The 18,042-nt window shown below is 63.9% G+C and carries 17 protein-coding genes; 6 read left to right on the top strand and 11 right to left on the bottom strand.

Translation table 11 applies throughout. The annotated features are described in order from the left end of the window. Positions 1-3: 3 nt before the first annotated feature. The 11 genes from ABC729_RS04190 to ABC729_RS04140 form a co-directional block, all read right to left on the bottom strand. The gene (locus ABC729_RS04190; RefSeq protein WP_495606392.1) at positions 4-408 is read right to left on the bottom strand and encodes a PIN-like domain-containing protein; all 405 of its coding nucleotides are present in this window, start codon (positions 406-408) and stop codon (positions 4-6) included. Beyond that, positions 405-1,145 carry a DUF433 domain-containing protein gene (locus tag ABC729_RS04185; protein WP_495606391.1) on the bottom strand — a complete coding sequence of 247 codons (741 nt, stop codon included), beginning with the start codon at positions 1,143-1,145 and terminating at the stop codon, positions 405-407. The genes ABC729_RS04190 and ABC729_RS04185 overlap by 4 nt, the downstream gene beginning before the upstream one ends. Before the next feature lie 40 nt (positions 1,146-1,185). Then, entirely contained in the window at positions 1,186-2,478 is a 1,293-nt protein-coding gene (locus ABC729_RS04180) for a replication-associated recombination protein A (protein WP_495606390.1), read from the bottom strand. Positions 2,479-2,547: 69 nt separating this feature from the next. Further along, a complete protein-coding gene (locus ABC729_RS04175) occupies positions 2,548-5,745 on the bottom strand; it encodes a tetratricopeptide repeat protein (RefSeq protein ID WP_495606389.1) in 3,198 nt (1,065 codons plus the stop codon). After that, on the bottom strand, positions 5,742-6,437 hold the full coding sequence (locus tag ABC729_RS04170) for an OmpA/MotB family protein (protein WP_495606388.1): 696 nt from the start codon (positions 6,435-6,437) through the stop codon (positions 5,742-5,744). The genes ABC729_RS04175 and ABC729_RS04170 overlap by 4 nt, the downstream gene beginning before the upstream one ends. Next, entirely contained in the window at positions 6,437-7,114 is a 678-nt protein-coding gene (locus tag ABC729_RS04165; protein WP_495606387.1) for a hypothetical protein, read from the bottom strand. Before ABC729_RS04165 ends, ABC729_RS04170 begins: the two co-directional genes overlap by 1 nt. Positions 7,115-7,120: 6 nt before the next feature. Next, positions 7,121-7,771 carry a protein phosphatase CheZ gene (locus ABC729_RS04160; protein WP_495606386.1) on the bottom strand — a complete coding sequence of 217 codons (651 nt, stop codon included), beginning with the start codon at positions 7,769-7,771 and terminating at the stop codon, positions 7,121-7,123. A gap of 86 nt (positions 7,772-7,857) precedes the next feature. Continuing rightward, complete coding sequence (locus ABC729_RS04155) at positions 7,858-8,820, bottom strand: MotE family protein (RefSeq protein ID WP_495606385.1); 963 nt, start codon at positions 8,818-8,820, stop codon at positions 7,858-7,860. Then, entirely contained in the window at positions 8,817-9,347 is a 531-nt protein-coding gene (locus ABC729_RS04150) for a DUF6468 domain-containing protein (protein ID WP_495606384.1), read from the bottom strand. The genes ABC729_RS04155 and ABC729_RS04150 overlap by 4 nt, the downstream gene beginning before the upstream one ends. Continuing rightward, the gene (fliM, locus tag ABC729_RS04145; protein ID WP_495606383.1) at positions 9,344-10,429 is read right to left on the bottom strand and encodes a flagellar motor switch protein FliM; all 1,086 of its coding nucleotides are present in this window, start codon (positions 10,427-10,429) and stop codon (positions 9,344-9,346) included. The genes ABC729_RS04150 and fliM overlap by 4 nt, the downstream gene beginning before the upstream one ends. 16 nt (positions 10,430-10,445) lie before the next feature. Continuing rightward, positions 10,446-10,988 (bottom strand): flagellar basal body-associated FliL family protein, encoded by a 543-nt coding sequence (locus tag ABC729_RS04140; RefSeq protein WP_495606382.1) that lies wholly within the window; start codon positions 10,986-10,988, stop codon positions 10,446-10,448. 283 nt (positions 10,989-11,271) lie between these two features. Between ABC729_RS04140 and ABC729_RS04135 the strand changes: the two genes are divergently transcribed. From ABC729_RS04135 to ABC729_RS04110, 6 genes are all read left to right on the top strand, one after another. Further along, the gene (locus tag ABC729_RS04135; RefSeq protein WP_495606381.1) at positions 11,272-11,850 is read left to right on the top strand and encodes an isochorismatase family protein; all 579 of its coding nucleotides are present in this window, start codon (positions 11,272-11,274) and stop codon (positions 11,848-11,850) included. After that, positions 11,850-12,848, top strand: a complete 999-nt coding sequence (locus ABC729_RS04130; protein ID WP_495606380.1) for a GlxA family transcriptional regulator — start codon at positions 11,850-11,852, stop codon at positions 12,846-12,848. Before ABC729_RS04135 ends, ABC729_RS04130 begins: the two co-directional genes overlap by 1 nt. A 65-nt stretch (positions 12,849-12,913) precedes the next feature. Next, positions 12,914-14,302, top strand: coding sequence for an aspartate aminotransferase family protein (locus ABC729_RS04125; RefSeq protein WP_495608639.1), 1,389 nt, complete (start codon positions 12,914-12,916; stop codon positions 14,300-14,302). A 271-nt stretch (positions 14,303-14,573) separates the two neighbouring features. Beyond that, complete coding sequence (hemA, locus tag ABC729_RS04120; RefSeq protein ID WP_495606379.1) at positions 14,574-15,788, top strand: 5-aminolevulinate synthase; 1,215 nt, start codon at positions 14,574-14,576, stop codon at positions 15,786-15,788. A gap of 168 nt (positions 15,789-15,956) precedes the next feature. Further along, positions 15,957-16,724 (top strand): Hpt domain-containing protein, encoded by a 768-nt coding sequence (locus ABC729_RS04115; protein ID WP_495606378.1) that lies wholly within the window; start codon positions 15,957-15,959, stop codon positions 16,722-16,724. Between the two features lie 168 nt (positions 16,725-16,892). Further along, entirely contained in the window at positions 16,893-17,954 is a 1,062-nt protein-coding gene (locus tag ABC729_RS04110) for a hypothetical protein (protein WP_495606377.1), read from the top strand. Positions 17,955-18,042: the final 88 nt, after the last annotated feature.

Below are 18,042 nucleotides of genomic sequence, written 5' to 3'. Positions count from 1 at the left end.
AGGTTAAAGCCTGATCTGACGCAATGTAGAGCCGGCATTGACCGGCAGTTCGAACAGCGCACCGGCACGAACCAACGTCGCCGCCTGACATAGTTTAGGCCAGCACAACAGCAGACGCGCCGTCTTCTCCAGTGTGGTGAGCTTCTGCCAAGCCGCAGCCATAAAATAGGCTGTAACCTGGCTGCGATGGAGGGCAAGGCGTTCAGCAGGGCGCCGCGCAATCATTTGATCCAGTGTCAGGATGGACCAGCCGCCTTCCGCACCAAGAATCCCAAGCCATTCCACATCCGGCGTATTGGCGGGAAATCTATCCCGCAAGGCCACGACAATGTGACCGTCACCAGCCACCAGAAGCTGCATCGACCGGGCCATGACAGGCGGGAGGTTGTTATCCAGCAACAGCTTCACGCCGCCAGCCGCCTTTCAAAGGCGACAGCCTCGCGCACGGCGGCGACCGACACTTCATAGAGCCGGGCCACCTGATCGACGGAACCTTCCGCCGTAACAGCATCCGCCAGGGTCCGGGTGGTTACGCCGGCACCTGCTATCATGGGACGGCCAAATGCGTGTGCGGGGTCCAGCACCACGGACTTGGCTTTTCCCATCGGCCACCACCGGGCAGCAATGCCGTCGGCGTCGAAATCCAGGTCTTTCAGACTGGGCTCGATCACGCGACCAAGCGCATATTGCTTGCGCAACAGGTCGATCAATACGGGTTCAACCTGTTCACCCTCAAACTCATCCGCCACCCGCAAGAAGATGGAGCGACCGTCGGTTTGGAACTGCGCACTGGCAAAGGGATGGGAAAGCCCCGTCACCTCTCGCGCAACACACAATGCCTTGCGGATCGCATGCAATGACAAGCCAGCTTGCAGAAATGCCTCTACAAAGCGCAGTTCCAGCAAGTCGCGAAAGCCCAACTCTACATCTTTGCCTAGACGCGGTACCTGCGGCTGCCACAAGGGATCAGACCATTGACGCTGCCCATCACGCCGATAAGCATGGCCCAAAAGCCAACGGCGGATGCGCGTAGCAGGCACAGCGATCAGCTTTTCAGCTTCCGACGCTGTGTAAAGGCCGATACCGATCAGGCTCGGTCCGTCTGCCTTTGCTGCCACGAAATTCATGCCATTCTTGTCCAGCAATCATTCATTTCAGGATAGGACGGAAAGCCACGGGACGCAATCACCCCCCACCCTTCTCCGCCCGGAGCCGCGCCCAGTATTCCTGGCGTTTCTTGATCTCCCGCTCAAAACCGCGTTCGACGGGGCGGTAGAATTCGCGCCGTCCCATCTCCTCGGGGAAATAGTTCTGACCGCTGAACCCTTCCGCCGTGTCATGGTCGTAATTGTAGCCGTGGCCATAGCCCAGCTGTTTCATCAGCTTGGTCGGCGCGTTCAGGATGTGTTTGGGCGGCGACAGGCTGCCCGTCTCCTTGGCCGCCCGCACGGCCTCCTTATAGGCGGTATAGGCAGCGTTGGATTTGGGTGCCGTGCCCAGATAGACGACCAGCTGCGCGATGGCCAGCTCCCCTTCCGGGCTGCCCAGCCTCTCATAGGCCTCCCACGCCGCCGTCGCCTGGGTCAGGGCCGCCGGGTCGGCCATGCCGATATCTTCCACGGCAAAACGGGTCAGGCGGCGGGCGATATAACGCGGGTCCTCGCCCCCGGCCAGCATGCGGGCATACCAGTACAAGGCCGCATCCGTGTCCGACCCGCGCAGGGATTTATGCAGGGCGGAGATCAGGTTGTAATGCCCTTCCTGCGCCTTGTCATAAAGCGGCATGCGCCGTTGAACGGCGGCAGCCAGGGCGTTGGTGTCCAGCACCTTGTCCGCCGGCAGGGCGAACAGTTCCTCACACAGGTTCAGGCAATAGCGCCCATCACCATCGGCCAGCGCCTTGACCGAGGCGCGGGCATCGCCGTCCAGCGGCAGGGGCCGCCCCTCCTCCGTCTCTGCCCGTTGCAGCAGATTTTCCAGGGCCGCATCATCCAGTCGGTTCAGCACGAATACCTGCGCGCGCGACAACAGGGCGGCGTTCAGCTCAAAACTGGGATTCTCCGTTGTCGCCCCGACCAGCGTGACGGTCCCATCCTCCACATAAGGCAGGAACCCATCCTGTTGCGACCGGTTGAAACGATGGATTTCATCGATGAAAAGCAGCGTGCCCTGCCCGGCCTGCCGGCGGGATTTCGCCGCCTCGAACACTTTGCGCAGATCGGCCACGCCGCTGAAAATCGCTGACAGCGGTTCGAAATGCAGGTCGGTGGTCTGGGCCAGCAGGCGGGCCAGCGTGGTCTTGCCACATCCGGGCGGGCCCCACAGGATCATGGAGACCAGCCGCCGCGCGCGGATCATGCGGCCAATGGGGCCGTCGGGGCGCAGCAGGTGATCCTGCCCCACCATCTGATCCAGGCTCTGTGGCCGCAAGCGGTCAGCCAGCGGCCTGGGTGCCTGCGCTTCAAACAAACCTGACACGTGGCATGTCCCCGATAACCCGCTCAACCCCTGCCACTATCCCAGATGGACTGCGGCGGATGCAATCACTCACGATGGCGGCGTTGCGGGCGGGGTCGCCGGGGCGGCGGCGGGCGGTGGGGTGGCGGCTTCCTGGCGCGTCTCCCGATACTTTTCGAGGAAATTGCGGAACAGGTCGATCTCGGTGATGCGCTGGCGGATGGTATTGGCATCGGCCAGCCCTGCCGATTCCCCCGGTCGGGTCAGCAGGCGGAAGAAGGTCGCATCCTTCGACTTTTCCATGGCCGGACCGAAATCACGGCGCAGAGCGTCTAGCCCGGCATTGTCGCCCGCCAGCGACAGGGCTGTAGCACGGTTCACCACCAGACTGGAAACCTGTGGGTCCAGGGTTGCACCAGCGGCGGGTGGCGGACCGATGACATCGGCCATGGCCTGTGCCGCCGCCTTCCATTGCTTATCGCGCATGGCGATATCGATACGCAGCAGATTGGCGTCGCGCGACTGATCGGCGGCCAGCAGCTGCACCGCGTCCGTGCCCTTATTGATCTGCGACAGGGCGCGTGCGCGCAGCAGCTTGCGCTCCTCCGCCAGCTCTGGGTTAATCTCCGGCACATTGCTTTTGTCCAGCGCTGCCACCGCCTGTTCAGGATTGCCATCCAGCAGGCGGATACCGGCCAGCCGCGTGCCGACCTGTGCCTTCTCCAGACCTTGCAACCGGTACTGCACCTGATGGTCCAGCAGTTGTCCGGCCCGGTCCAGCAAGTCGATCTCCACCAGCCGTTCAGCCAGCTTGCGGATGATACGGTCGCCATCGGGGCCAGGCGGCGTTAGCTCGCGATACTGTTCATAAAGCCCCATCGCCTCCAGCGGCGTCATCTTCGCGGCCCCATCGGTGGCGAACAGGTCCGTGAAGGTCCGGGTCATGTCCGCCGCGATCTCCTTGGCCTCCGGCGTATCCGGGAAGGCGGAGATCGTGTGGCGCATCGTGTCAAAAGCCTGGGGATAGTTGCCGGCAATGGCATGCACCTCCCCGATGCGGCGCAGGTTGGACAGTTCCAGCGCATCGCCACGCCAGGCGAAACGCATCTCCTCCATCTTCTTGGCCGCCTCCTTGGGCGGCATCTTGCCGGCGGCCAGCGCCGTGTCGATATAGTCGCGCTTGGCCCGCATGGAATAGAGCCGGTCACGCCCCCCCTGCGCCTGCTTGAAATAGGATAGGGCCTTGTCATTGTCGCCCAGGGCGCGGAACACAGCGCCCCGGAAATACTGAACCGCGGGCGCCTGATCGCCGCTTTCGCCGCCCCGCTTGGCCACCCGATCCATGGTCAGGGCTGCTGCCTCCGGCTGTCCGGCACGCAGGGCCGCGTCGGCGGCGGACAGGGCGAGGCCCGTATAGAAAGGCTCCGGATAACGGTCCAGCAGGTCCTTGGAGGCCTGGAAGGCGGCATGCGCCCCGGCATAATCGCCCTGCCCCGCCAGCGCCGCCGCCCGCCACAACGCGGCATCCGGCTCATTGGCAAGCTGGCGGTTGGACAGATCGGCCATGCCGCCCGCAAAATCACCGGTCAGCACCCGGCCAATGCCGCGAATGGCCAGGAATTCGGGCCGCCGGTCCACATCGGGCTGCAGGGACTGCACGCGGGTTAGCATGCCCAGCGCCTCATACCCCATGCCATTGGCCAAGTAGAAGCGGGCGATATCCAGGCGACCGCGCGTCTTTTCCGCATCGGGCAGCGCCGTCAGCCGATCCCATTTTGCCTGACGCATCTTGTTGTAGTCGCGGGCCGCCACCTGGCCCCAGCGCTTGAAATCGAACAGTTTTTCCTGTTCGACAGGTGGTGGCGGCGGCGGGATGGCGACCTGGGCGTCGGTCGCTGGCGACAGGCGCAGACCGCCCGGCACCGTCACTTCCACACCCTCACGGACCGGCTGTACCGCCAGACGGTCATCCAGCGGGCGCAAGGCCAGACCTTGCAGCGTAGCCAGAAACTGCACCTCGTTGTAGCGAAGCGGCGTTTCCATATGCTGTCCCGGCAGGGGCAGCGGCACGATGGACAAGGTGTCGCCCACCACCGGGTCCTTGAAGGCGATGACCTTCTCCGCCTCCTGTGCCGGCACCACCAGACGCGGACCCAGGGCAAAGTCGGGGTCCGGCTTGGGCAGGATCGAGGTACCCGATGGCGCAGCGGACGCGCCCTGGCTCAGGGTCACCTGCCAAGAGGTGCCGTCACGCTTCACCGAGGCCTGCATCAGGGCTGGCATCGACAGGCGGAAGCCCCCGCCGCCCGGCACGGCGACCGGCTCGATCACCGATTGCAGGCCGGCGGGCAACGCCGGTGCCGTATCCGGCGGCACCGTGTCATCGAACAGGATATAGAGATAGCCCGCGCGTTCAAAAATCGCCGCCGCCCGTGCCGCCTTGGGATCAAACGACAGAGTCACGGGCGCCATCGCCACCTCGGCGGGCGGTGCCGGGGCCGCATTGGCGGCGGTTGGGGCGGCGGCAGGTGTGGCCGTTGGCTGTGCCGCCGCCTGCGCCGGCGGGGGTGGCGGTGGGGCGACGGGTGTAGGCGTCGCGGCGACTGGTCCCGGTGCTGGCGCGGGCGCCGGGTTGGCGGCAACCGGGGCCGGCGGTGGGCTGGCGGTCAGCGGGGTCGGAGCGCCCGACGCCGTGGCCGTTCCGTTGGGCGCGGCATTGCCCCGCAACTGATACAGGGGCGCGCCCTCACGGGTGGCGCGGGGATCGGCGGGACGAGGCGGCGTCTGCGTGGCGGCAGCCGGGGCGGGGGCGGCCGCGGCTGTCTGCTGCGCTGCCGGCGGCGGGCTGGCGGGTGCCGGGGTGCTGCCGGGGGGCGGCTTGTCCAGAATATCGACGATGATCCGGCTGCCGGCGCGGCTATGCTTGATGCCGGCCCCGGCGGGAATGTCAAACCGCACCGTCACCGACCCGTCCGCCGCCGCCTGGGTCAGGCCATTGACGCGGCTGGGTCGGGCGCGCAAAACACCGGCCAGATCAATCTGCGCCGCGACAGGGAACCGGATGCTGACCCCCGCCCCATTCTGCTCAACGGTATAAGGCACCTCACGCGGCCAGTCGAAGACCAGACGGCTATAATCGGGATGCACGCCGCTACGCACCGGCACGCGCGGAGCCGCATTGGCAGCGGCGGCGGGCGCGGGCTGCTGTGCCCAGGACGGGGCGGGCAGTAGCGCCGTCGCCGCCACCGACAGGGCCAGCGTGCCTGCCAGGATGCGGGCCGCCCTCATGGCGTCACCCCATGTTCGCGTACCACCAGATCGACGCGCCGCGCCGCTGCCTTGACCTCACCGCCCGACTGGCCGTCCCCATGGCCGCGCACGGTGATGTCGCGCAGATAGCCGGCATCACGCAGGGCGTCGGCCACGGCCTGGGCACGGGCAAGCGACAATTCCCAATTGCTGGTCCAGCGGCGGCCCGTGGGGGAGGCGTCGGCGTGGCCGACCACATCCACGGCATTGCCGATATTGGCCGCCACACCGCCCATCACGAACAGGGCCTTCTTGCCCCCTTCCGACAGGGTGGCGTCGCCGGGTTCGAACAGCAGATCGGACGGCAGCGACAGGATCAGGGTGCCGTCGATACGGTTGATGCGCACATCGGCCAGTTCCGGGTTGCGCGCCATCTGGCTTTCGAACACCCGGCCCAGATAGCCGAGATCGATGGCCTTGGCCCGGTCCAGACTGGCGGCGGAAAAGGCGGCCTCGGGCCGTTCATCCCCCACCTGCTCGGGCTTTGCCCCTGGCACACCCGCCGCCAGTGCCTTGTACCGCGCGGGATCGGGGTCGGACATGGCGTAAAGCATGACAAAGAAGGTCAGCAGCAGGCAGATCAGGTCGGTGAAGGTCACCAGCCAGGCCTTGCCCGCTGGCGTTGCCGGTGCCGCGAAGCCAAAGGGAGAAAAACGAGCGGACGGGCGCATCAGGCACCCTCCTCATGCACGCGGAACAGCAGGCGCAACTGCCCCGCCTCCTCACCTTTTTCCAGGCCGACCGACATCCAGGCCGGATTGGCACCCAACGCCGACACGGCACGGGCCAGGGCCCCGGCCCGCGCCACCAGCGGGGCCGTATCCTGCATGCCCTTCGTGGCGAACAGGAACTCCGCCCGCACCGACACGCCGCGCGGCCGGATCTCCAGCGCACGCGCGATACGGTCCATCAACCCCTGCTGGCTGGGCCGGACGGTCAATCCGTCGCCTGCGAACAGGTTGGATGCCGGCAGGGTGACATGCAGGGTGCCCGTCTCGGTCCCCGCTTCCACCTTGGCCAGCGGCAGTTCGGCGCGGATCAGGTCGCCCAGATCCTGCAAGGCGCGCGCCGCCTCGCGCCGGGTCTGCTGCCGGTCGCCGGGAGACCCTGTCAGCAGCGCTTGCGTGGAAAAGGCGTCATCCACGCTGCGGATGACGGCACCCACCTTCTCGTCATGGAAATGCGAGATGCTGTTCAACAGGATGAAAAAGGCCAGCAGCAGAATGAAGACGCCGAGATAAAGAAGCGTCGCCCCCTCCCCGCCCTCGCCACGGTCACCGGACGCGCCGAACCGCAGGGGAACCGCCATGTCAGGATCGGTGCTGCCGGATGTGTGCGTCTCGGGCATTCAACCTCAATCAAACAGGCTGTCGATGAAGGCCTGGTCGATGCCAGCGCCAGGCATGGACGGACCGTTCAGCAGCTTGGCATCGGAGACGGCCTCGGTCGGTGCCGCCGTTTCCATGGTGGGGTGGCGGCGCTGCACCTCCTCGCCCAGGGCGACCAGCAGCACCTCCACCTTCTGCTCGATATGTTTCAGGGCGCGGACCACCTTGGTGATGCGCTGGCCAGTAATGTCCTGGAAGTTACAGGCCTCATAGATGCCGGTGGTGATGTCCATCAGCTTGTTGGACACTTCCGCCGGCACGTCGCCGGCCAGCGCCATCATCTGGTCACAGGCATCCATGATGCGGTTGGTGGCATCCTCCGTGGCGCCAACCACGGCGTCCAACTCGTCGGTGGCGAGCGGGATATGCTCGGAATGGATGTCTGCCGGCTGGATGCTGGCGATTTCCTTCTTGGCATTATTGATGAACCGGGCCAACCCCTCCAGCTCTGCATAGAGATGCAGATCATGCTGGCCCATGTCGCCGCCCATGGATGACAGGACGGATGCGACGATGGTCGCCACTTCCTCGCGTGACAGCGGCTGACGCGCCTCGGCGCGGGCATTGTCCAGCCGTTCCTGGAGCACGGGATCGGCAGCGGTGGCGGTGCGGAACATCAGAACACCTTCAAAGCGCGAGTACTTCGGGGCCGGCGATCGCCGGGGACAGGCAGGGGACAGGCTCCCCCGGGGCCTTCATACAATCATTCGGGCACCGTTGGCAGCCTCTTCCGTGCAGCCAGAAGGATGGTGACCTCCTGCGCACGCTTTTCGTCCATGGCGGCGAATACAGGGGCAACCTTTGCTTCCTTCATGCGGCTGATCACGTTCAACAGCACATCATTTTCAAGATTGTTGAAAATCTTGGCCGCATCAGCCGGCTTCATCGTCTCGTAAATCTTCACCAGACTGTCCAGTTGCGCCTGCTGTTCGGCATTGGCCTGGGTCAGAAGACCCTGGATTTCCTTCTTCAGGTTCTGAAGTTCGGTGATCTTCTGGTCGAATCGCGTCTCGGCGGCGGTCAGCATCGCCTCACGCTGATCCAGTTCGCGTCCCCGGCTGTCCAGCTGTTCACGCCGCTCCTGCAACCTTTGCAGGATTTCCACCTCGGTGGGGGTGAAGCCCTGACCGGGCGCGCCAGATGGGGCCGGGCTGTTGGGGTCGGCGGCCGGGGCCTGCCCATGCTCACCCCCTGCGGCTGCTGGGTGGCCATGCTCGCCACCGGCGGCCGGCGGGGTCTGTGCCGGCTGCTGTTCCGCCGATGCCACCTGTACCGGTGCGGACGGAACGGCGGGCGGGGTCTTGGCCGGTGCGGGCGCGACGGCAACGGCATTGGCCGGCTTCGTCTCCGGCAGGCCCTGTGGCACCGTCTCCTCGGCAACCGACGCGGGTATCAGGGACAGGCCCTTGCCCGTCGTCACCGTCAGCCAGATATCCCCGACCTTGAAGCCCAGGACCAGCGTCGCCACAAAAATCGTGGCTGGCAGCAGGCCGGGGCGCATCAGGGACCGGCGGGCCTTGGGCGGCTGCGGCACCGGCTTGCCCCGTGCGGCGGGGCGCGCACCGGGCTTCGCCGCCGCTTTGGGGGCGGGCTTCGCGGCGGGCTTGGTCGCCGGTTTGGCGGGGCCGGGCGTGGTCCCGGCGGCTGGTGTCGGCGCGTCGGTCATTGCCGCAGATTCTCCAGCGCCTGCAACAATTCCTTCTCCGCCCGCGACCGGGGTTCAGCGCCCCCTGCTGCGGGTGCTGCGGCCTGCTGCGGGGGCGGTGCCGCCGCCGGTGCGGGACGTGGCGCGGCGGCGGCCGGGCGCGGGGCCGGTGCTGCAGTCAGGGGGGCAGACCCGCCCTGGGCCGGCATCACGGCGGCCCGCGCCTTGCCCGACGCGGCCTCCAGCCGGTTGGCAAGACCGTCCGCCGCCTGCACGATCAGCTCCATCTCCTCTTTCAGGGTCTGGGCGCGGTTGATCAGGGAGGACAGGGTTTCGCCGGATTCATGCGCTGCCTTGCGCATGCCCTTCACGGAACTGTCGGCCTGGGCCGTCGCCTCGGCGAAGCCTTTGACCAGCTCCTCCAGCTCCGCGCGGCTTTCCTTGACCGCCGACAGCTGCTTGTTCAGGCGCAGGGCGTAGATGATGGTGGCCACCAGCAGGCCGACAATGGCCACGTCCAGCAATAAGGACAGGATCGAGGCGATCATGGCTGGCCCTCCGGCTTGGGTGATTCCTTGTCGATACGCACCGCGATGTTACCACCCTTGCGGCCCATGCGGCCCAGGAACATCGGCACATCGCCGCATCGAAGTTCAATCGTTTCGTCCGGCGCGACATTCAACAACACGCGGCTGCCCACACGCCAGGACAGAACCTCGTTCAGCGGCAGGACAATCTCGTCCAGGACCGCCGACAGATGCACATCCGTCTGCCACAGTTCCGACGCCAGGTGAGTTTCCCAGATACTGTCGCGACCAAACTTTTCACCCATGAACATCTGCAACAGCAGTTCGCGCACAGGTTCCAGGGTGGCATAGGGGATCAGCAGTTCCAGGCGCCCGCCACGGTCTTCCATGTCGATGCGCAGCTTGACCAGCACGGCGGCGTTGGCCTGGCGCGCGATGGTGGCGAAACGCGGATTGGTTTCCAAACGGTCGAAGCGGAAGGTGACGGGCGACAGCGGGTCAAACGCGGCCGACAGGTCCGACAGGACCACATGCACCATGCGTTCAACCAGATTACGTTCGATGGTCGTATAAGGGCGGCCTTCGATACGCATGGCCGCCGTACCACGCCGTCCGCCCAGCAGCACGTCCACGATGGAATAGATCAGCGCCGAATCGATGACCATCAGGCCGTAATTGTCCCACTCCTCCGCCTTGAACACGGCCAGCATGGCCGGCAGCGGGATGGAGTTCAGGTAATCGCCGAAACGCACCGAGCTGATCTGATCCAGCGAGACTTCAACGTTATCAGAGGTGAAGTTACGCAATGACGTCGACATCATGCGGACGAGGCGGTCGAACACCACCTCCAGCATGGGCAGACGTTCGTAATTGACCAGCGCCGAATTCACCAGCGCCATGACGCCGGTATTGTCGCCGTCGCCGGCCCCGTCCTTGTCGAAGCCCAGCAGGCTGTCGATTTCGTCCTGGTTCAGAACGCGCGTGGCACCGCCGCCACCGCCGCCGCCCATGTCGCCAAAGGCGTCGCCAGCCCCTTCATCAGCCATGGCGGCCCATTCGGCCGCCATGCGTTCTTCTTCACTAAGCTCCTCGGGCCCGGCCATTACGCATCCTCTCGCATCATTGCTGGACCAGGAATTCCTTGATCAATACGTCCTTCACCTTGACCGGGGCGACTGCCGTATTGACCCGCAGCTGCAGCTCTTCACGCAAACGATACATGCCCGCCGAACCGCGCAGGTCATCCACCTTCAGTTCGCGCAGATAAACCTGGAAGGCATCGGTAATGCGTGGCATGGCCAGATCGACGACAGCCTTGTCTTCCGGGCGATAAACTTCCAGCGAAATACCCAATTTAAGCAATGTTGCTCGCCGCTCACCGGTATTCAGGTTGACCAACATGTCCGGCACCTCAGCATACTGAGGCGGCCCTTTATACTCGGGCAGTTCCGGCTCCTTATGCTCTTCCTCGACATGCTCCTCGCCCTCCGCGTGCTTCTTACCCAGAAGCCCGTCGAGCGCGCCCATGAAGTATGCGCCTGCCGCACCTGCCACGATCAGGAGGATGGGCAGCACAAAAAACAGCACAATTTTCTTGCCGCTCAACTTCTTGCGCGGGACCTCCATTTCGGACGAGCCGCCATCAGTCTCCATCGACGTCATACTGAACCACCCCTGACCCGGCCAGCCTCCGGCCCCAAGCCCCCAGGGCGCGCCCAAGGGATTCCGGCATCGCTGTCGAACCGGAATGATACCAAGCCGATTCAACGCTTTCCATGCATTTACGGCGATTCAGGAAGAAATTCCGTACATTTTGCTGCATCGGCATCGTCGGGGCGAAAAGGCAATGTCTTTTTCCGTCCGCTCCTGGTCCGGCGCGCGCCTTTCGGTTAGATTAATGCCCCGCTACTGTGCCGGCCATCGCAACCCGGAACCGGAGCATGAAATGTCCGCCCATGATACCGCCCTGCTGGTCATTGACGTCCAGGAAAGCTTCCGTCAGCGCGCCTATTGGCGGGAAGAGGAGGCGGCACCCTTCTTTGACCGGGTGCAGGCCCTGATTGATGGTGCCAAGGCCGCCGGCATTCCCATCGCACAGATTTTCCATGTCGATCCCGACGGCCCGTTCTCCAAGGCATCCGGCCATGTGAAGCTGCTGTCCCCCGTGCAGATCACGCCCGACGCCGTGTTCGAAAAACCGCGCCACAGCGCCCTGGTGGGCAGTGGCCTGGATGTCTGGCTGGTATCACGGGGCGTGCGGCGGGTCATCGTCTGCGGCATCCGCACCGAACAATGCTGTGAGACGACGACGCGCCACGCATCGGACCTGGGGTATGAGGTTGATTATGTGACGGAGGCGACGCTGACCTTCGCCATGACCGATGCGGCGGGCCGCACATGGTCTGCTGATGAGATCCGGGCGCGGACGGAACTGGTGCTGGCCGGCCGTTTCGCCACCATCACCAGCGTGGAACAGGCGCTGGCCCGCGCCATGGACGGTCGCGGGGAACGGGAGGCGGCGTGATGATGGCGGAGGGGGCGAACCAGAACCGGCAGATCATTCCCGTGCATGTCGTGCTGCCGCCGCGCGCTATGCTGCTGGATGTGGCCGGCCCGACAGAGGTGCTGCGCCGCGCCGGGGTGGAACAGGACCGGCTGCGGTTCGAGTTGAACTTTGTCGGGCCTGTGCCGGAAATGTCCAGCTCCGTCGGTCTGGTCCTCTCCCATATCGCCCCCCTGCCCGACCGACTGCCCGATGACGCCATCATCATGCTGTCAGGCAATATCGATCCATTGCCGGGACAGGATGTGCGGGCCGACAATGTGCAGGAACAGGTGATCATCGATTGGCTGCGCCGGACCGTGCGGCCCGGCCATCTGATCCTGTGCATCTGTTCGGGTGCCGTCCTTGCCGCCCGCGCCGGCCTGATGGAGGGGCGGGCCTGCACCACGCATCACAGTTCCTATGAGGAGCTGCGTCAGGCAGCCCCCGGCTGCCGCGTCCTGGAAAACCGGCTGTTCGTGGAGGATGGCAATTGCTGGAGCAGTGCCGGCATCACCGCCGGCATCGATCTGGCCCTGCATTTCATCGCGCGGCGCTGCGGCCCTGGCGTGGCGGCGGCGGTGGCGCGCTATCTGGTCGTCTACATGCGCCGGGCCGGGGCCGATCCACAGCTGTCGCCCTGGCTGGAGGGGCGCAACCACCTGCATCCCGCCATCCATCGGGTCCAGGATGCCATCTCCGCCGACCCGGCCCGCGACTGGTCGCTGGCCGCCCTGGCCGATATCGCCCATGCCAGTCCCCGCCACCTGTCCCGCCTGTTCCGCGAACATGCCGGCATGACGGTGCCCGACTATGTGAACCGGCTGCGCGTCGGCCTTGCCCGCCGCCTGATCGAGAATTCGCGCCTGGATATGGAGGCTGTGGCCGAACGCGCCGGCTTCGGCTCGACCCGGCAATTGCGCCGCGCCTGGGGCCGCCTGCACGACGCCCCGCCCAGCGCGGCACGACGGATCGGCTAAGGGGGTTGCAATCAAGCCTCGGCCCGCATCACCATGGCGGCACCCTGCAACAGGACGCCACCATCATGACGCATCTGGGAAATTCCGCCGGCAGCCGTGATATCGCCTATCACCTGCACCCCTACACCAACCTGAAGGCGCATGAGACGACAGGCCCCCTGGTGATCGCATCGGGCAAGGGCGTGACTGTCACGGATGAGACGGGCAAGGACTATATCGAGGGGGTGGCGGGCCTCTGGTGTACCAGCCTGGGCTTTGACGAACCGCGTCTGGTTGATGCCGCCATCCGCCAGATGCGCACCCTGCCCTTCTATCACGCGTTTGCCCATAAATCGCATGAACCGGCCATCGATCTGGCCGAACGGCTGATCGCCCTGGCCCCGGTACCGATGAGCAAGGTGTTCTTCGCCTGCTCCGGGTCAGAGGCCAATGACACGGCGGTCAAGCTGGTCTGGTACTACAACAACGCCCTGGGCCGACCACAGAAGAAGAAGATCATCGCGCGGCAGAAGGCCTATCACGGCGTCACCGTCGCGGCGGCCAGCCTGACGGGCCTGCCGAACTGCCACCGTGATTTCGACCTGCCCATCCAGGGCATCCTGCATACCGACTGCCCGCACTACTACCGCTTCGGGCAGGAGGGGGAGAGCGAGACGGATTTCGCCACGCGGCTGGCCGATAATCTGGAGGCGCTGATCCTGCGCGAAGGGCCGGACACGGTGGCCGCCTTCTTCGCCGAGCCCGTCATGGGGGCGGGTGGCGTCATCCTGCCACCCGCGACTTATTTTGAAAAAATCCAGGCGGTCCTGAGAAAGTACGACGTGCTGCTGGTCGCGGATGAGGTCATCTGTGGCTATGGCCGCACCGGCAATATGTGGGGCAGCCAGACCTATGGCATGAAGCCGGATATCCTGACCTCGGCCAAGGCGCTGACCTCGGCCTATCTGCCCCTGTCCGCTGTGCTGGTGTCGGACGCCATCTATCAGGCCTGCGTGGCCGAAAGTGCGAAGATCGGCACATTCGGTCATGGTTACACCTATTCCGGCCACCCGGTCAGCTGTGCCGTCGCCCTGGAAACCCTGAAGATTTATGAGGAACGGGACATTATCGGCCATGTCCGCGCCATGGCACCCCGCCTGCAAACGGGTCTGCGCGCCTTCCGCGATCACCCGCTGGTAGGCGAGGTTCGGGGCATCGGCCTGATCGGTGGTGTGGAACTGGTGGCCGACAAGGCGACGAAGCGCCCCTTCGAACCGGCCCTGGCGGTGGGTGCAAAACTCGTCTCTTTCAGCCATCAGCACGGGGCCATCCTGCGCCCCATCGGCGACAGTATCGGCTTCTCCCCGCCCCTGATCATCAACGAGGAAGAGATCGAGACCCTGCTGTTCCGGTTCGAAAAGTCGCTGGCCGATACGGCCGACTGGCTGGTGCGGGAGGGAGTGAGGCTGGACTAAATATGTCGGGGCTTTATTCCGCCGCCCTGCCGCACCCGAGCCATGCGCAGAAAGCCTCTTGGACAGAATGATGAATTGACCGAAATCAAAGCAGAGATGACGACGTGTCGGCATTCTACGGTCCTGTCGCCCGTCCGCATTGTCGGGAGCCGGCGCGACAAGCCGTCGCGCGGGGTTTTGCTGGTGATACCTTTGAAGTAATAAACAAGGGTGGACAAAAGGCACGGTCGGCGTGACATTCCTTTAAGTGGTGCAGACGGGACAGCGGCCCATGGATTACGAGAATTTTTTCAAGAGCCAGATTGACGGTCTGAAGCGCGAAGGCCGTTACCGCGTGTTTGCCGATCTGGAACGCCGCGTGGGCGAATTCCCGACCGCCACCTTCCATGGGGAGGATGCGCCGCCCAAGGATGTCACCGTCTGGTGCTCCAACGATTATCTGGGCATGGGGCAGCATCCCGTCGTCATCGGGTCCATGGTCGACAGCCTGCACAAGTGCGGGGCCGGCGCCGGCGGGACCCGCAACATCTCCGGCACCAATCACTATCATGTGATGCTGGAACGTGAACTGGCCGATCTGCATGGCAAGGAGGCGGCCCTGCTCTTCACCTCGGGCTATATCAGCAACGAGGCGACGCTTTCGACCCTGCCGCGTATCCTGCCCAACTGCGTCGTCTTCTCCGATGCGCTGAACCATAATTCGATGATTGAGGGCATCCGTCACTCCGGCGCGGAAAAACATATTTTCCGGCACAATGACGTGGCCCATCTGGACGCCCTTCTGTCGCGCTATCCGAAGAACCAGCCCAAGCTGGTGGCCTTCGAAAGCGTCTATTCCATGGATGGCGACATCGCCCCGATCAAGGAACTGTGTGACGTCGCCGACAAGCATGGTGCCATGACCTATCTGGATGAGGTGCATGCCGTCGGCATGTATGGTCACCGCGGCGCCGGCGTGGCGGAACGCGAAGGCGTGATGGACCGGCTGACGGTGATCGAGGGGACGCTGGGCAAGGCCTATGGCGTCATGGGCGGCTATATCACCGGGTCCACGGCACTGGTCGATTGCGTGCGCAGCTTCGCGCCGTCCTTTATCTTCACCACCTCACTGGCCCCGGTGCTGGCGGCTGGCGCGCTCGCCTCCGTCATGTTCCTGAAGGAACATAACGAAATCCGTATCCGCCATCAGGAACGCGCCGCCACGCTGAAGCGCCGCTTGGCGCAGGCCGGCCTTCCCGTGATGCCGTCGGTCAGCCATATCGTGCCGCTGCTGGTGGGTGACGCGCATCTGTGCAAGCAGGCCAGCGATGACCTGCTGCGCTATCACGACATCTATGTCCAGCCGATCAATTACCCGACCGTGCCGCGCGGGACCGAACGGCTGCGCCTGACCCCCACCCCCTTCCATGACGACCGCAAGATGGACCATCTGGTCGATGCCCTGCTGTCCGTCTGGAAGAACCTGGAGTTGAAGCGCGCCGCCTGATCCGCCGGATGTCGCGTATGGTTGCAGGAAGGCCCGGATGCGCAGCGTGTCCGGGCCTTCGGCTTTTGTGGTATGGGCGGTGTAACCCATCGGTTACGCCGCCGCCCTTGATACCGGCAGGGTCGCTGGGGTACAGGGATATGTCTTGCGAATAGAAGGAATAACAGGATGGCCGAAGTCGATATGGATGAGCTGCTTGAACAGCTCAAGTCGGAATTCAGCGACTATATCAGCGACCGGTTGTCCTCCATCTATGCCACGCTGGATCAGGTCAAGGCCGGCACGGTCAAGGGCGGGGACGCACTGCGCGAACTGCGCCGTGAAATCCACTCGCTAAAGGGCTCCGGCTCCACTTTCGGTTATCCCATCGTCTCCCTGATCGCGCAGCGTCTGGAGACCTATTGCTCCGACCTGAAGGACCTGGATGAGAAGCAGGTTGCCGCCATCCAGATTTTCGCCGACCGCATCGCGGAAATGGCGGAACTGGAGGAGCAGCCCGACATCGCGGCCACCAACCAGATCATCCGCCGTCTGCCGACCCGGTTCGAATTTGACATCACCGATGTCGAGGTGCGGGATGTCGAAATCATGCTGGTCACGCCCAACAAGCTGGTGGCGCGCAAAGCGGCCGGCGAACTGGCGGCCTGTGGCTTCCGCGTGAATATCGTGTCCGACCCGATCGAGGCGATCTCCATCGCGGTGCGCATGCCGCCGGACATGATCATCGCGTCCGCTGTCATGGATGGTCTGGGCGGCATCGATCTGATCCGCGGCCTGCGCGCCATATCGGTGACGCAGCATGTCCCCGCCGCCCTGATGACCAGCATGGGGGCGGATCAGCTGAAGGGCGTGCCGTCCGATGCCGGCATCATCCGCCTGGGCGCGACATTCGGTGACGACATCGCTGCGACGATTACCCGTTTCAATCTGGGATAATACCCGCTTTGCATTCAAAAACACCAATCCCAGCGGCAATAACAGTCGCCGGGAGTTTTGTCATGTCCAAATGATCAGTGACACTGGGCCGATTCGGCTGTATTTCATCAAATACTGAAGCGTGAATTTCTCAGTTTACGCGTCAAGAAACAATTGAAATATTTCGGGATGCCGGTGATGCCTGGAGTAATAAGCAGTTTCGACGAGCAGTATTACCTTCAGAGCAATCCCGATGTCGCAGACGCTGTCAAAAAGGGACAGTTTTCCACTGGTCGCCAGCATTTCGACCTTCACGGCAACAGGGAACAGCGCAATCCTAACGCCATGGTGGATATGGCATTTTATCTGTCCCACAATGCCGATGTGGCGGAAGCGGTCCGATCCGGAAAAATCGCCAGCGGCTGGGACCATTGGCTCACCTATGGGTTGGCGGAAGGACGCGCTGCAAGCGCCACCCTGGCACGGTTCGATGCGGCGGCTTATCTGAGGTCCAACAACGACGTTGCCGCCGCGGTGAAAGAGGGGGCCTTCCGCTCCGCTCTCCAACATTTTGTCCTGTACGGTGCCGCAGAAGACCGAGCGGCACCTGGAATTGCCCGGACCAATCTGAACCTCACCTGGCCTGAACCACAAAACAGCATCGGGTCGGAACTCATTCCCCTCGCCGGTGTATCTGCCAGCAAGATCGATATTTCAGCAGGCGGCGTGGACAAGCTGATTCTGTCTGGCTTCACCGACAGACCCGTCGCCGTCAGCGGCTTCGAGCAGCACTCGCATTATCCGGGCGGCCCCGTTGCCGATACGAACTCCGACTACATCTATCTTGCGGTCACCAGTACAGGCCCCACAAAAGGCAGTATATTCGGTGCCTCGCAAATACAGTTGGCGCATTCTGGTAGCGCCAGGTTGGGCGAGGAGGACTATAACGAGGCGACCGGAGGACGGCTGGACATGAAGGCAAATGCCGTCAATGTCATCACCGAAGCCGGGTATGCAGGGGTGGCCGATGCCCTGACCAATAATGGCGGCAATGCCGGAGAGGCTGGATTGCTCGTGTTCTTCAACACCAGCACGTCACAGACTGAACTCTATTATGTTGCGGATGCCGACACCGATACGGCCATGGCCGGCAGCCAGCCAGCCGCCTATCTGTTATTATCGTTTTCGAGCATATCCTTGACCGGCATTGCTGACTTTTCACGCGAGGATTTCGCTCTCTTGATCATCTAAATCATTGTCAGGTCACGTATCGGTTCACATTTCGGTAACTGGATTGGGCTATGACCGGGGGAACGGCACTTGCAATTTGGCTGTGACC

It is taken from the genome of Niveispirillum sp. CC-CTL257, from assembly GCF_059489915.1.
This window is presented reverse-complemented; position numbering and strand designations above follow the sequence as displayed.

Bases quoted from the DNA above. Each gene is read 5' to 3' on its own strand.
- ABC729_RS04175 (WP_495606389.1), bottom strand. From the start codon at position 5,745: ATGAGGGCGGCCCGCATCCTGGCAGGCACGCTGGCCCTGTCGGTGGCG.
- ABC729_RS04170 (WP_495606388.1), bottom strand. From the start codon at position 6,437: ATGCGCCCGTCCGCTCGTTTTTCTCCCTTTGGCTTCGCGGCACCGGCA.
- ABC729_RS04165 (WP_495606387.1), bottom strand. From the start codon at position 7,114: ATGCCCGAGACGCACACATCCGGCAGCACCGATCCTGACATGGCGGTT.
- ABC729_RS04160 (WP_495606386.1), bottom strand. From the start codon at position 7,771: ATGTTCCGCACCGCCACCGCTGCCGATCCCGTGCTCCAGGAACGGCTG.
- ABC729_RS04155 (WP_495606385.1), bottom strand. From the start codon at position 8,820: ATGACCGACGCGCCGACACCAGCCGCCGGGACCACGCCCGGCCCCGCC.
- ABC729_RS04150 (WP_495606384.1), bottom strand. From the start codon at position 9,347: ATGATCGCCTCGATCCTGTCCTTATTGCTGGACGTGGCCATTGTCGGC.
- fliM (WP_495606383.1), bottom strand. From the start codon at position 10,429: ATGGCCGGGCCCGAGGAGCTTAGTGAAGAAGAACGCATGGCGGCCGAA.
- ABC729_RS04140 (WP_495606382.1), bottom strand. From the start codon at position 10,988: ATGACGTCGATGGAGACTGATGGCGGCTCGTCCGAAATGGAGGTCCCG.
- ABC729_RS04135 (WP_495606381.1), top strand. From the start codon at position 11,272: ATGTCCGCCCATGATACCGCCCTGCTGGTCATTGACGTCCAGGAAAGC.
- ABC729_RS04130 (WP_495606380.1), top strand. From the start codon at position 11,850: ATGATGGCGGAGGGGGCGAACCAGAACCGGCAGATCATTCCCGTGCAT.
- ABC729_RS04125 (WP_495608639.1), top strand. From the start codon at position 12,914: ATGACGCATCTGGGAAATTCCGCCGGCAGCCGTGATATCGCCTATCAC.
- hemA (WP_495606379.1), top strand. From the start codon at position 14,574: ATGGATTACGAGAATTTTTTCAAGAGCCAGATTGACGGTCTGAAGCGC.
- ABC729_RS04115 (WP_495606378.1), top strand. From the start codon at position 15,957: ATGGCCGAAGTCGATATGGATGAGCTGCTTGAACAGCTCAAGTCGGAA.
- ABC729_RS04110 (WP_495606377.1), top strand. From the start codon at position 16,893: ATGCCGGTGATGCCTGGAGTAATAAGCAGTTTCGACGAGCAGTATTAC.